This window comes from Corynebacterium sp. TUM25020, assembly GCF_056388495.1.
On sequence record NZ_JBWJFG010000009.1, the window covers coordinates 49305 to 63536 of the forward strand.

The window sequence follows — 14232 nt, forward strand, 5'->3', positions numbered from 1 at the left end:
ATCCGCCCTAAGACACCGGCCACGCCTCCGCGCGCGGTCGGTGTTCGTGTTTTAAAGTTGTCTGCGGTATTAACCGAAACATGGGCTTTGACGGGCTCGGGGAGAGGAGAACGCGTGCACTACGATGCTGCCCTGCGCGTTCGCGAGCTCACCCAAAATATCTATGACATCGGTGACGAGATCGCCGACCACATCAACCATGTCTCCCAGGCCATAGCCGATTGGGATGCCGACCTGGTCGAGGATTGTCTCCTTGAATTGGAAGAGATCGTCGCGGAAGGGCGCGCCGAAGTCCGCCCTGGTCTCTCCGAACTCAACGGTCTGCGTCAGGCTTTCGTCTCTGGCGTGCGGGCGGGCAGCATGTCGGGCATCACGCGCTCCCGCACCCCGCGTACCCTCGCCAGCACTACTAGTGGAGACTATCCGCACCCCGGGCGCACGCTGAGCTTCATGCACAAAAAGCCCGGTACGTCTGCTGCGTCGGCTCGTCGTTCTTTTGATGACGCCACCACCTCCGCCGCCTCCCACTCCAGTGCCGCGCAACGTTCCTTTGGGACGGAGGATGCCGAGGTATCTGCCGACCAGGCTCCAGCGACGATGGCCTCTACCGCTTCCTGGCGCATGTGGCTGCGCGAACGAGCCGAGCACATCCGCGCGGATCTGCGTGAGGTGGAAGAGTGGGTGATCAACCAGACCCAGTGTGCTTTGGAATCGCAGTCCGTTTTGCTTCCTCAGGTGTATGTAAAGGCGGAACAGCGCACGATCGAACTGGCAGCCAAGTGGCGTGAAGTGATTGCTCGCCAACCGGAGTTGGCTGCGGGGATGCGCGGTGAAGCTCCGCCGGAGTTTTTGGAAGAACGCGCGCGAATCGAGGAGATCGTTGGCCGTCTACAGCGCCGCAAGCGCGGCACTGCTGTGTAGTTTTACCTGACCACGTGACCACTGGTGCGAGCCAAGTAGACTCGCACAACATGCACGGCCTTTATATTCACGTTCCTTTTTGCTCCACCCGCTGTGGCTACTGCGACTTCAATACCTACACGCCACAGGAACTCGGCGCGGCTGATGGCAATACCATCCCCGGCTATTTGAATGCGTTGGAACGCGAGCTAGAGATCGCCGCTGAAGTGTGGGATTATCCCGGCGAGGTACAGACCGTATTCTTCGGTGGTGGCACGCCATCCATGCTGGGGCACGAGGGTCTGACCCGCGCACTGGACGCGGCTCGTCGCACGATCGGATTGGCGGCGGATGCTGAGGTCACTACAGAAGCCAACCCGGAATCCACCAGTCCGGAGTTCTTCGTGCAGCTGCGGGAGGCTGGCTTCAACCGCATTTCCTTAGGCATGCAGTCCGCCGTAGGACATGTACTGAAAGTGCTGGAACGCCAACACACCCCAGGGCGGCCTATTGTGGCCACACGGGAGGCTAAACAGGCGGGCTTTGAGCACATCAACCTGGACGTTATCTATGGCACTCCCACGGAGACGGATGAGGACTTAAGCCGTACCCTCGACGCGGTGCTGGAGGCTGATGTTGACCACGTTTCCGCCTATTCCCTCATTGTCGAAGACGGCACGGCCATGGCCCGGAAGGTGCGCCGTGGTGAGTTGCCCGCCCCGGGCGAGGACACCCTTGCGGATCGTTATGACGCCATCGATTCCCGTCTGCGGCAGGCCGGCTTTTCCTGGTACGAGGTTTCGAACTGGGCGAAGCCAGGCGGGGAGTGCCAGCACAACCTGATCTATTGGCGTTCCGGACAGTGGTGGGGTGCAGGCCCCGGCGCCCACGGATGTGTGCAGCTGCGCGGGGAGAAGCACAGCGAATCTGGCTTGGTGAGGCTAGTGAATGCGAAACGTCCGGCGACCTATTGGGAAGGGTTGCTGGCTGAGAACGAGGGGGCGTCAACAACAAAGGACGGCCTGCCCGTGCCCGGGTCGGTAGTGACCACCGAGCGCCTAAGCAACGCAGATCTGCGTACCGAACAGGTGATGCTGCGGCTCCGCCTGGCCGAGGGACTGGCGCTGACCGAACTGGCGGGGAGCCAGGGAAACGCCGAGCTGGAACAGGTAATCGAGCGCTATACGGGCCTGGGCCTGCTAGATAAACGCGGTGAGCGCCTAATATTGACGGATAAAGGGCGCTACCTAGCCGATGGAATCGTCACGGATATCGTGCTGGCGCTCGGGCTATAAACGCCACACAAGCTCACAGAAGGGGTGAAGAACATGTCCAGCGGAACGGAACACAGAAGAAACCAGGTGCTGCGGGCGATTGTTAGCGACTTCATCGCCTCGCACGAGCCGGTGGGTTCGAAGATGCTGGTGGATAGGCACCAGTTGGGGGTTTCCTCCGCCACGATCCGCAACGATATGGCGGTGCTGGAAGCTGAGGGGTATATCACGCAACAGCATGCCTCCTCCGGGCGCATCCCCACTGTGAAGGGGTACCGTCGTTTCGTCGACGGCATCCATGAGGTCAAGCCGTTGAGCACGCCCGAGAGGCGTGCCATCCTGGATTTCTTGGAACACGGTGTGGACCTGGAGGATGTGCTGCGCCGCAGTGTGCAGCTACTTTCGCAGCTCACCCGCCAGGTGGCGGTGGTGCAGATGCCGGATCTACGGCGCGGGCGGGTAAAGCACTGCGAGTTGGTGAAATTGGGTAGCCACCGCATTCTGCTGGTGCTGATTACCGACACGGGCCGCGTGGATCAGCGCAATGTCGACCTGGGCCAACCGATAAGCGATGACGACCTGCCACGCTTACGCGATCTGGTGAACTCCGCGATGGTGGGGCGCACCCTCGACGATGCATGCACAAACATTGCCGCCCTAGCCAGCGAAGCCAAGGGCAACAGTATGCCGGAAGAGCTGCGGGACGTGGCGCTCGTGGTGACGACCGTGCTGGTGGAGACGCTGCTGGAGCGTCCGAACGACCGCCTGATTTTGGCGGGTACCCCGAACCTTATGCGCACGTCCGAACTGAGCCCCGTGGTGGAGGCTCTGGAGGAGCAGGTCGTGGTGCTTAAACTGCTGAACAGTGTGCGCGACCTCCAGGTTCAGGTGAGTATCGGTGAGGAAAACGAAGATGAAGAACTGCGTGGCGCTTCGGTCATTTCCGCCGGGTATGGCAACGCCAACGCGGTGCTCGGTGGCATGGGCGTGGTGGGGCCGACACATTTGGACTACTCGGGCACGATTTCCTCGGTGACAGCAGTGGCGCACTACGTCTCGCGGATTTTGAGCGAGGAGTAGGAATAGTAGACTGGTGCAGTTGGTTTAGAACAAAAGACTCAGTAAACACGCGAAAAGGACCCGCTCAACGTGGCTCGAGATTATTACGGAATCCTCGGTGTGGATCGCGACGCTACGGACGCCGAAATTAAAAAGGCGTACCGTCGCCTGGCGCGCAAGTACCACCCGGACGTTAACCCTTCGGAGGAGGCCGCGGAGAAGTTCCGTGAGATCTCCCTTGCCCAGGAGGTATTGACGGACCCGCAGAAGCGTCAGATCGTGGATGCGGGCGGTGACCCGGAGGAGCAAGGCTTTGGCCAGCCAGGTGCCGGCGGATTCGGCGGTTTCGGGGGCGGTGGCCTGGGGGACATCTTCGACGCATTCTTCGGCGGGGGTGGCCAGCGCGGGCCACGCGAGTCCCGCGTACGCCGCGGCAACGACGCTTTGGTGCGTATCGAGGCCACGTTGGAGGAAATCTACTCTGGCATTGATCGCGACATCACTGTGGAGACCGCTGTGCTGTGCGATGTCTGCGATGGCACTGGTTCGGCCTCCAAGTCCGCGCCGGTGACTTGCCCCACCTGCCAGGGCGCAGGCGAGGTGATGGAACTACAGAACTCTATGCTGGGGCGCGTGCAGGTTCGTCGCGCGTGCCACCGTTGCGCCGGCACAGGCGAAATCATCAAGGATCCGTGCGAAAACTGTGCGGGGGACGGCCGCGTGCGCGACCGCCAGACCCTCAAGGTTTCCATTCCCGCTGGTATTTCCGACGGCATGCGCCTTCGCATGAGCGGCAAGGGCGAAGTAGGACCGGGCGGCGGCCCTGCTGGCGATCTCTACGTGGAGGTGCACACTTCTGAGCACCCGTACTTCATCCGCGAGTCCGATGACCTGCACGTCAACCTGCAGGTGCCAGCTGTGGAAGCTGCACTGGGTACGTCGGTAGAGGTCAAGCTGCTGGATGACTCCATTACCACCGTTGATATCGCAGCCGGCACCCAACCGGATGCCACCATCCGCCTATCGGACAAGGGCATGCCCCACCTGCGCCGCGAGGGCCACGGGTCGCTGATCGCCCACGTGGAGGTCATGATCCCCACCGACCTGAACCACAAGCAGCGCGACCTGCTGGAAAAGCTGCGCGAAGCGAGCAACCAGCACGCCGGTGTGACCACCAAGGACGCATCAGACAGCGGGTTCTTCTCCCGCCTGCGCTCGAAGTTTGGCCGCTAACCCATGACGGACCCGGTGTTTATCCACCCCACCCCGGAGCCCGTCGCCACGGGCGATCGCTTTCGCCTGACTGGTGCGGAGGCAAAGCACGCCTCCGTTAAACGCCTGGAGGTGGGCGAGGGGTTGGTCGTCACCGATGGCACCACCCGTGCAGTTCAGGGTTCTTTTCTTGGTGACGCCACCGTGGAGGTCACCGGCATTCTCGACCTTCCCGCCCCACACCCGCGGGTGACGGTGGTGCAGGCAATTCCCAAATCCGACCGGGCGGAGTTGGCGGTGGATTTGATGGTGCAGGCGGGCGCGGATCGAATTGTGCCGTGGGCAGCCCGGCGGGCGATTGCCAAGTGGGACGGCAAGGAGGCCAAGGCGCACGCAAAGTGGGAGAATGCAGCGCGCGCAGCGGCGAAGCAGTCCCGTCGCTTGCAGATTCCAGAGGTCACCGGCCTGGTGCGCAGCCCGCAGGAGCTGGCACAACTGCTGGGACTGACTGAGTCTGCCGTCGACTCTGCCGTGGATTCTGCAGCCACGACGCGGGTGTTGGTGCTGCATGAAGAGGCCACCGAACCGCTGCCAGCTGTGGTGCAGGCAGCGATGGCTGAAACCGGCGCCGCTGGAATTGGAATCACAGAGACCGGCTCAGTAACAGAGCTGGCTCTGGTTGTCGGTCCGGAAGGTGGTATTAGCCCGGAGGAGCTTAAAGAGTTTGCAGACTTGGGTGCGGTGCCGGTTCGCCTGGGTCCAGAGGTTCTGCGCACCGCAACAGCCGCAGCAGTAGCCCTGGGCGCCATCGGCGCTGTCACTGAGCGTTGGCGGTAGGATCTATACACATGACTCCTACAAACTCCGTGAGGTCGCCACGCCCCCGCGTAGCCAGCTCCACAGTGGAGCTAGACCCGGATTCTGTCGTAGGCGTCGCTGGCCCGGCAGATGAGAATCTGCGGGTGCTGGAGCACGCCTTTGAAGCAGACATCCTCACCCGCGGCAATCGCGTGACCATCCGGGGCGAGGCCTCCGAGGTCTCCCAAGCCCGCCGAGTGCTGCAGGAGATGATCAACCTGGTGGAACGCGGCCACGTTGTGGATCCTGCGGCCACCAAGCGCGCGATCACGCTGGTGGAAAAACAGGCTCCGGCGCTGGTTTCCAGCGGTGACATGGCTCCCATTGTCTCCTACCGTGGCAAGGCGGTGCGCCCGAAAACTCCCGGACAGCGGGAGTATGTGGAAGCCATTGATGAGGACTCCATCGTTTTCGGCATCGGCCCGGCCGGTACCGGTAAGACGTATCTGGCGATGGCCAAGGCGGTGCAGGCCCTGCAGGCCAAGGACGTTAATCGCATTATCTTGACCCGCCCGGCCGTGGAGGCAGGGGAGAAGCTAGGTTTTCTGCCCGGTACGCTGAGCGACAAAATCGACCCATACTTGCGCCCACTGCACGATGCTCTGCGGGAGATGGTGGATCCCGAGACGATCCCGCGGTTGATGGAAACAGGCGTGATTGAGGTGGCACCACTGGCCTACATGCGTGGTCGCACCCTCAATGATTCCTTCGTGGTCTTGGACGAAGCTCAGAACACCACCCCGGCGCAGATGAAAATGTTTCTCACCCGCTTGGGCTTTGGCTCCAAGATGGTTATCACCGGCGACCTCAGCCAGGTGGATCTGCCGAATCGCCAGGAGTCTGGTTTGAAGGTTGCCCGCCAGGTGCTCACCGGGGTGGATGGCGTATCGATCATTAACCTGGATTCCGACGACGTGGTGCGCCACCGGTTGGTTTCCAAGATCGTGGAGGCTTACGGCACCTACGAGATGGAAAATGAAATCTAGCAGCGGGACACACAAGCACCGAGAGGCAAGCATCCATGAGCATCGAAGTTTTTAATGAATCCGGCCGGGGCGAGGTCAACGAGGAAGAGCTGATTGACGTTGCTCGCTACGCACTGTGGACTCTCGACGTCCACCCAGCTGCCGAGCTATCCATCCACATAGTTGATCTTGAAACCATCGAGGATCTGCACGTCCGTTGGATGGACCTGCCCGGTCCTACCGATGTGATGAGCTTTCCTATGGACGAATTGACGCCAGGTTGGGGTCGCAAAGATGCCGCGGAACCCTCCCCGGCGATGCTGGGGGACATCATGCTGTGCCCCGACTTCGCTGAGGGACAAGCCACCCGCGCGGGTCACTCCTTGGCCCACGAGCTGGACCTCCTCACCGTCCACGGTGTGCTGCACCTGCTGGGCTTCGACCACGTCACTCCCGACGAGGAACAGAAAATGTTCGCGCTGCAGAACGAGATTCTGGCGAATTGGTACGACTCCCAGGAAGAACGCGGGGTGCATTTCGCTCCGAAACCGACGGGTGCTGGGGCGTTCCCCAGCGCAGCGGACCGCGACGATACACAGAAATAGGAAGTTCTAGAAACTCTTAGTGATGATCGACATCCCCTTATCCATCCCCTTCGCAATCCTCGCGCTTTTCCTCGGCGGTGTGCTGTCGCTGGTGGAAACCGCTGTTTCTTCTATTTCCCCCGCACGGGTGGAAAACCTGGTGAAGGAGGATCGCGCGGGGGCGCCCAGGCTGGAGCGAGTGTTGGAGGGGCGTGCCGGGCATATCAACCTGCTCGTACTGTTGCGCACCATCTGTGAGGTTTCTGGTGCGGTGCTGGCAGCCTCGGCGTGTGTGACGCTCATGGGATCGCGCAACTGGGCTTTCGCCACGGCCATTCTGATTGTCACGTTGCTGACATTCATCCTGATCGGCGTGCTTTCCCGCACCCTTGGCCGTCAGAACCCGTACACCATCAGCCTGGCCACCGCTCCGATCTTGTTGGGCGTATCCAAGCTGCTGGGGCCCATCGCCAAGCTGTTGGTGCGGACCGGTAATGTGCTGACGCCCGGTCGGGGCTTCCGCGATGGCCCCTTCGTCTCGGAAATCGAGCTGCGCGAGATGGTGGACATTGCGTCGGAACGCGGCGTGGTGGAGCTCGACGAACGGCGCATGATCCAATCCGTCTTTGATCTCGCCGACACTTCGGCGCGTTCCGTGATGGTGCCGCGACCGGAGATGGTCTGGATCGAAGCGGATAAAACGGCTGGCCAGGCCACTAGTTTGTGCGTGCGCACCGGGCTTTCCCGTCTGCCGGTGGTGGGCGAGGACGTGGATGACATTGTGGGCGTCATTTACCTCAAAGACCTCATCGCAGAGACCTATCACATGTCCGATGGCGGTAATTCCAAGCTAGTGAAGGACTGCATGCGACCGGCAGTATTCGTGCCCGATTCCAAGAAGTTGGATGATCTGCTGGAGGACATGCAGCGCGATCAGGTGCATATCGCCATGCTGATCGACGAGTACGGTGCGGTAGCCGGGTTGATCTCTATTGAGGACATTTTGGAAGAGATCGTCGGCGAAATCACCGACGAGTACGACCTGACGGAGCAAGCTCCCATCGAACCGTTGGAGGACGGCAGCTACCGGGTACAGGCGCGCCTTTCCTTAGAGGAGCTGGAGGAACTCTTCGAGGATGTGGAGTTCAGCGAGGAACAGCACGGGGAAGTGGAAACGGTCTATGGACTCGGCGCATTTGAGCTGGGCAGGGTGCCGATTCCTGGGGCGGAAATTTCCACCGCGGGTTTGCATTTCCGTTATGAGGGTGGGCGCAATCGCCGAGGACGTGTGAAGATCCGCTCTGCAGTGGTTTACCGCGAACAGCCGGATGGAGCGGAGGGCCGCGTTGGTGAAGCTGGGGAGGGAATGGCTGTGGCGGCGTCGCACCTCAACGCGTCCCATGACGACAGCGTTAGCGATAAAGACCAGGGATAAGGGATACTTGATGACCATGAACGATCCTTATATCCCCGAAGACCCCTTCGACCCGGCTGCGGGCATGCCGGAAGGCGCTGGCGTGGCGCCGGAGGAGATGCAGGTACCGGAGGAATACCGCGCGCCGGAGGGCTTCCGCTCCGGGTTTGTGAGCTTTGTAGGCCGCCCGAACACTGGCAAGTCCACACTGACAAATGCGCTGGTGGGGGAGAAGATCGCCATCACTGCGAACCAACCGGAGACCACCCGCCACCCCATCCGTGGCATTGTGCACCGCGACGACGCACAGATCATCCTGGTGGATACCCCCGGTTTGCACCGTCCGCGCACGCTGCTTGGTGAGCGGTTGAATGAGGTGGTTAAGGAGACGTACTCGGATGTCGATGTGATTGCGATGTGCGTACCCGCGGACGAGAAGATCGGCCCCGGGGATCGCTGGATTGTGGACGCCGTACGCAATGTCGCGCCGAAAACCTCGCTGATCGGTGTGGTCACCAAGCTGGACAAGGTCTCCAAGGATCAGGTCGGTGCCCAACTGTTGGCATTGCACGAGCTTTTGGATGGGGCGGACGTAGTGCCGGTTTCCTCCACCAAGCAGGTGCAGCTAGACGTGCTTCTCGATGTGCTGCGTGACAAGCTCCCCGAGGGGCCGAAGTTCTACCCGGACGATCACGTGACCGACGATGACCGGGATACTCGCATGGCGGAGCTGATCCGCGAGGCGGCGTTGGAAGGGTTACACGACGAATTGCCGCACTCCGTGGCGGTGCAGATTGAGGAGGTCGTGCCTAATCCCCAGCGTGAAGGTGTGCTGGATGTGCACGCTGTGATCTACGTGGAGCGCGAGGGGCAGAAGTCGATCCTGCGTGGCAAGGACGGGCGGCGCCTGTCTCGCATCGTCCACCGTTCACGACTGGAGATCGTGAAGATGCTGGACCAGAACATCTACTTGGACGTGCATATCAAGGTTGCGAAGAACTGGCAGTCTGACCCGAAGCAACTGGGGCGGATGGGTTTCTAGCGTCCCGCTTGATCCTCAACTTGTTCCTCAGCGGTAGAAGCAAAATTGCGATAGCGTGAAAGCCTCGAGCGCTGAAATCTATTTTTTGGGCTCGACTTAAAACTATTTCGAATGACTTGCGCTGCGAGCTATTACCCAAGACAGCTCGCGCGCTAAGAGGAAAGGCTACTCGTGACGACTCCGTCTAACCCCTACGGCTCTGAAGGCTCCGGCAAGCACTCCGCGGACGGTGCCGCAAACAACGGCGCTGGCTACAATGCGGCTGGACAAGACCAGACTCAGGATCTTGGCCAGGGTGGCCAGAGCTACGGCCAGGACTACGGCCAGCCATTTGGGCAGGATTCCACCCAGGCATATCCACAGGGTTCCTACGAGCAGAGCGCACCGGGCGCCTATGACCAGTACGGTCAGCAGAATCCGCAGGGTGGATTCGGCCAGGACTCGAATGCTAATAACTGGGCCGCTTACCCGAACCAGACCATCGCGAACTCGACAGGTGCCGACAAGGACGGATTCTTCTCCGCACTATTTGATTTCAGCTTTACTCGCTATGTCACCCCATCCGTCGTGAAGGTGCTGTACACCCTGCTGATGATCGTCGTCGGCCTGTTCGTGGTGCTGGCCATCATTGGTCTCCTGGCCGCTATGGCCCAGGATTCCTCGTCGATCCTCCTCGTGATCATTGCACTGCCGCTGGTTATCCTTGGTGCCATTGCCTGGCTGGCGTTCTACCGCGTCGGACTGGAGGTCGCCGTTTCCATCATCCGTACTGCACAGTCGGTGCAGTCCATCGACGAGCGGCAGGCGCGTAACTCCACCATCGGGAGCTAGCAGATGAAGAACGAATCCTTCTTTTCCGCACTCTTCGACCTGGGGTTTACTAAATACGCATCCAAGTCGTTCATGCGAGTTCTGTACATCATCGCAATCGTCATTGTCGTATTGTGGGTGGTGTTGGCACTGCTGACCACGTGGACAGACATTGTCCCCTCCTCGACTGCGGGGCAGGAAATGAACTTTGAGGATACTGGCACGAATGGCGACACGGATTCCGAGAATTCCGGCGGGCTTCTCGTAGTTCAGAATCTCGTCAGAACCGCAATCATTTTCGTCCAAGCGGTTATCAACCTTGCGGTTATCCGCATGACGCTGGAGATTGTCGTCGCACTGGTCAACACGGCTGCCGCTTGGGGTCGCATCAAGCAGCGGGGTCTGCCGGCCTAACGCTATACTTGCTCTTTATGAGTAGAAGGTCTCGTCCCAGCTTTCGGGACGAGGCCTTTGTGCTTCGCACATACAAATTGGGTGAGGCCGACCTGATCCTCGTTCTGCTGACAAAGGAACACGGCCTGGTACGCGCTGTAGCGAAGGGAATCCGTAAAACTCGCTCCCGTTTCGGTGCCCGGCTGGATCGCTTTTCCCGCGTTGATGTGCAAATTTACCCCGGGCGCACGCTGGCAAACATCACCGACGCCGAGACCGTCGCCACCTATGCTTCGCCGATCGTCGCAGATGTTGATCGCTTTTACGCGGGCGCGGCGATGCTGGAGATGGCTCAGGTCTTCTCCGCTGAACCCTCTTCGTCAGACTCGATCTTTGTGCTTTTGGACGCCGCACTCCAGCAGCTCACCACCTCCGATCTACCTCCAATTTGCGTAGCCGACGAGTTCGTTTTGCACGGGCTTGAGATCGCCGGTTGGGAACCCAGCTTGGTCGACTGTGCGCAGTGCGAGAAGCGTGGACCCCACCGGGCATTCCACCCCGCGGCAGGGGGCGCGGTGTGCGTGACCTGCAGACCTCCAGGCGCGTTCACGCCTCCCTCGGCGGCGGTACACCTGCTGTGGCTACTGAAAAAGGGGCGTCACGACCAAGCAGCCCAAGAAATCCGCAACCAGCAGGCGCAGGACATCGCCGCACAATCGCATCGTTTGCTGCTGGCTCATGTCCGCCAACAACTCGAGGTCAGCTGCCCGGCATTTGCAGCGCTATAGAAACGCTCGCCTCAGATGGGCGGCTAGGGTGGGGCTCGCATTGGATTTGCGGGGCTAGGGCAGGGGAAAGCTGTGTGGCAAAATGGTACAGGTGAGTAGCACCGAGTATCCGCATGTCGATCGCTCCGAGATTCCACAGGAGCTCCGCCCGAAGCACATCGCATTGGTGATGGACGGCAATGGGCGCTGGGCACAGGAGCGCGGCATGCCCCGCACCGAGGGGCATCGTCGAGGCGAAGGCGTTTTAATGTCTCTGGTGGAGGAATGCATTGAGCTGGGTGTGGACTATTTGTCTGCCTATGCTTTCTCTACGGAGAACTGGCGCCGGTCGGCCGATGAGGTTCGTTTCTTGATGGGGTTCAACCGTGATGTGCTGCGGAGGCAGCGTGACTACCTCAACAGCCTGGGCGTGCGGATTCGCTGGGCGGGGCGACGCCCGCGCCTGTGGCGCACGGTGATTTCGGAGTTGGAACAGGCTGAGGAGCTGACGAAGAATAACACGACCATGACCCTGGGCATGTGCGTGAACTACGGCGGCCGTGCGGAGATTGCGGATGCCGCCCGGCTGATCGCCGAAGACGTGAAGTCGGGGAAACTAAAGCCCCGGCAGATTAACGAGAAGACATTCGCACGGTATCTGGACGAACCCGACATGCCGGATGTGGATCTGTTCCTGCGCCCGTCGGGGGAGATGCGTACCTCGAACTTCCTACCCTGGCAGTCCACCTACGCAGAGATGGTGTACCAGGATGTGCTATTCCCCGATTACACGCCCAACCATTTGCGTGCGGCGGTGTTGGAGTTCGCTAAGCGCGACCGACGCTTCGGGGGAGTGAAGTGAACGCCATGAACGAGGCGAACGGTACTGGTGATGCGAACGGTACTGGTGAAGGTATGGCGGAGCAGCCGCAACCGACGAAGCGGCAGATCGCGCGCTGGCAGCAATACCTAGCCAACGAGCGCGCCGAGGGTGCTGTGTACCGCGAATTGGCGCGCAAACGAACCGGCGAGGAACGCGAGATTCTGCTCGGCCTGGCAGAAGCAGAGGCCCGCCACGAGGCATATTGGAAGAATCGCCTGGGCGAGTACGTGGGGCTGCCGCGTAAAGCCAGCTTGGATACACGCATGAAGGCGTGGATGGCCAGGCGCTTCGGCTCTGTGTTCGTGTTGGCGCTGATGCAGTCGTCCGAACAGCGTAATGAGTACGTGTCCGATAAAGATGCTTCCGACCAGTTGGCTGCTGATGAAGCGATTCACGCGGAGGTCGTCCGGGGCCTGGCGGCGCGCGGTCGCGCCCGCATGTCAGGTGATTTCCGCGCGGCGATTTTTGGTGCCAATGACGGCCTGGTCTCGAACTTGGCCCTGGTGCTGGGCATGGTCGGTACAGGTGGATCGTCTCACCTGGTGTTGGTCACAGGTATCGCGGGTCTGTTGGCCGGTGCCTTGTCGATGGCAGCCGGTGAGTACGTTTCGGTGACTTCCCAAAAGGAGCTGCTGGGCGCCAATGCTCCGGACCCCAATGCCAGCCGTTCACTGCCGAATTTGGACGTGAACCAGAACGAACTGGCGCTGGTATACCGGGCGCGCGGCATGAGTGAGGAAGAAGCCGCCACCCGTGCGCGCCGGGTTTTTGATTCAATCTTGGAGACGAATAAGCCAGTCGGTGAGCAGCCGTTCGACGCCGAGAAGGTTAGCGTCGTGTACGGCGATCATGAGGAAGGCGGGTCGGGCTTATCCGCCGCGATATCCAGCTTCCTGTGTTTCGCAGTCGGCGCCTTGATCCCAGTGCTGCCGTATATCTTCGGCATGTCTGGCTCGGCTGCGGCGATCGTAGCTTGCGTGGTGGTGGGGCTTGCCCTGATGTTCACAGGGTCTTTGGTGGGCTTGCTATCTGGCGTGGAGCCGGGGCGGCGCGCGCTGCGTCAGCTGCTGATCGGTTTCGGCGCTGCCGGGGCGACCTACCTGCTCGGCTCGCTTTTTAACGTCTAGTTCTTCTGGGCGGCTTTCTTCTGGCAGTCGCCGCACAGGCCGAAGATCTCAGCGGTGTGGCCGGACTTTTCGTAGCCGAACTTCCTGGCGGTTTCCGCAGCCCACTCTTCGACGGGACCGCCGTCGATTTCCACGGTGCGGCGGCACGAGGTGCACACCAGGTGATGGTGGTGATCGTCAGTGGCGCAGGCGCGGTATAGGGTCTCACCGGAATCATCGTGCAATGTGTCGATGGCACCCGCATCTGCCATTTGCTGCAGCGTGCGGTAGACGGTGGTCAGACCAACTTTGTGTTCCTGGTCGACCAGTTTTTGGTGGATATCCTGGGCGCTGCTGAAGGTTGTGAGCCCTTCGAGGATCTCCGCGACTGCCCGTCGCTGGCGGGTGTTGCGCTGGCCGATTTTGGGAAGCTTATTGGTCACTGGCGTGCTCACGATGAGCTGGCTCCTTAGGTGGGAGTGAGTTTTAGGTACGGGAACTGCTCTGCGATATCTATCCAGACTAGGTACTTTGAGTGCAGTTTTCAATAAGTTTTCGATAAGTGGTTTTCGTGTGAGCGTATATTTGATGGGAAAGGGGGAAACGCGCCCTAAAATAATGTCTAAGCAATGTCTTTCAGACGCTTGACTTTCGGTAAACCCAAGGGCTAGATTTGAGGCAGTTCCCTTGGGAGCGCGTAATCCCCCCCCCTCGCAGCTCCCTGCTAATGGGAACCAGGCCCCATTCTCTTTATGAGGACAGCGTGGCCGGAACCCGCGGTCATTACCCCCCCTAAACCGCGGGTTCTTTTTTATTTTCTGAAACACCTCCCGAATACGGGTTAAGTAAAGAAAAGTGTGTCTTTTCCGGGCGTGTTGCGGTTATTTGATCCAGCCTTTTTGGATGCCGAGGTTGTGTTGGTAGCTGGTGTCGATGGCGGTGTCGTATTCTGCTGGTGCACCGAT

General features: G+C 60.4%; 15 protein-coding genes. 14 read left to right on the forward strand and 1 reads right to left on the reverse strand.

What is annotated here, in order from left to right:
• Positions 1 to 114: 114 nt before the first annotated feature.
• From AC05K6_RS09090 to AC05K6_RS09155, 14 genes are all read left to right on the forward strand, one after another.
• Complete coding sequence (locus AC05K6_RS09090) at positions 115 to 921, forward strand: hypothetical protein (protein WP_448307290.1); 807 nt, start codon at positions 115 to 117, stop codon at positions 919 to 921.
• Between the two features lie 50 nt (positions 922 to 971).
• Positions 972 to 2195 (forward strand): radical SAM family heme chaperone HemW, encoded by a 1224-nt coding sequence (hemW, locus tag AC05K6_RS09095; RefSeq protein ID WP_476728369.1) that lies wholly within the window; start codon positions 972 to 974, stop codon positions 2193 to 2195.
• Positions 2196 to 2228: 33 nt separating this feature from the next.
• Positions 2229 to 3254, forward strand: coding sequence for a heat-inducible transcriptional repressor HrcA (hrcA, locus tag AC05K6_RS09100; protein WP_476728370.1), 1026 nt, complete (start codon positions 2229 to 2231; stop codon positions 3252 to 3254).
• Positions 3255 to 3323: 69 nt separating this feature from the next.
• Positions 3324 to 4466 (forward strand): molecular chaperone DnaJ, encoded by a 1143-nt coding sequence (gene dnaJ, locus AC05K6_RS09105; RefSeq protein ID WP_293791386.1) that lies wholly within the window; start codon positions 3324 to 3326, stop codon positions 4464 to 4466.
• Positions 4467 to 4469: 3 nt separating this feature from the next.
• Positions 4470 to 5282 (forward strand): 16S rRNA (uracil(1498)-N(3))-methyltransferase, encoded by an 813-nt coding sequence (locus AC05K6_RS09110; RefSeq protein WP_476728371.1) that lies wholly within the window; start codon positions 4470 to 4472, stop codon positions 5280 to 5282.
• Between the two features lie 11 nt (positions 5283 to 5293).
• On the forward strand, positions 5294 to 6289 hold the full coding sequence (locus tag AC05K6_RS09115; protein WP_448307284.1) for a PhoH family protein: 996 nt from the start codon (positions 5294 to 5296) through the stop codon (positions 6287 to 6289).
• A gap of 35 nt (positions 6290 to 6324) precedes the next feature.
• Positions 6325 to 6873, forward strand: coding sequence for an rRNA maturation RNase YbeY (gene ybeY, locus AC05K6_RS09120; RefSeq protein WP_293791383.1), 549 nt, complete (start codon positions 6325 to 6327; stop codon positions 6871 to 6873).
• Positions 6874 to 6895: 22 nt separating this feature from the next.
• Positions 6896 to 8287, forward strand: a complete 1392-nt coding sequence (locus tag AC05K6_RS09125; RefSeq protein ID WP_476728372.1) for a hemolysin family protein — start codon at positions 6896 to 6898, stop codon at positions 8285 to 8287.
• 64 nt (positions 8288 to 8351) lie between these two features.
• Entirely contained in the window at positions 8352 to 9308 is a 957-nt protein-coding gene (gene era / locus AC05K6_RS09130; protein ID WP_476728378.1) for a GTPase Era, read from the forward strand.
• 171 nt (positions 9309 to 9479) lie between these two features.
• Positions 9480 to 10139, forward strand: a complete 660-nt coding sequence (locus AC05K6_RS09135; protein ID WP_293791381.1) for a DUF4282 domain-containing protein — start codon at positions 9480 to 9482, stop codon at positions 10137 to 10139.
• Between the two features lie 3 nt (positions 10140 to 10142).
• Positions 10143 to 10532 (forward strand): DUF4282 domain-containing protein, encoded by a 390-nt coding sequence (locus AC05K6_RS09140; RefSeq protein ID WP_293791380.1) that lies wholly within the window; start codon positions 10143 to 10145, stop codon positions 10530 to 10532.
• A gap of 17 nt (positions 10533 to 10549) precedes the next feature.
• Positions 10550 to 11299, forward strand: a complete 750-nt coding sequence (recO, locus tag AC05K6_RS09145) for a DNA repair protein RecO (RefSeq protein WP_476728373.1) — start codon at positions 10550 to 10552, stop codon at positions 11297 to 11299.
• Between the two features lie 82 nt (positions 11300 to 11381).
• The gene (locus tag AC05K6_RS09150; protein ID WP_476728374.1) at positions 11382 to 12140 is read left to right on the forward strand and encodes an isoprenyl transferase; all 759 of its coding nucleotides are present in this window, start codon (positions 11382 to 11384) and stop codon (positions 12138 to 12140) included.
• A 5-nt stretch (positions 12141 to 12145) separates the two neighbouring features.
• Positions 12146 to 13288, forward strand: a complete 1143-nt coding sequence (locus AC05K6_RS09155; protein ID WP_476728375.1) for a VIT1/CCC1 transporter family protein — start codon at positions 12146 to 12148, stop codon at positions 13286 to 13288.
• Here AC05K6_RS09155 and AC05K6_RS09160 read toward each other — a convergent pair.
• Positions 13285 to 13722: a Fur family transcriptional regulator gene (locus AC05K6_RS09160; protein ID WP_293791376.1), complete on the reverse strand. Its 438-nt coding sequence runs from the start codon at positions 13720 to 13722 to the stop codon at positions 13285 to 13287. The two genes, AC05K6_RS09155 and AC05K6_RS09160, sit on opposite strands and share 4 nt — an antisense overlap.
• Between the last annotated feature and the right edge of the window lie 510 nt (positions 13723 to 14232).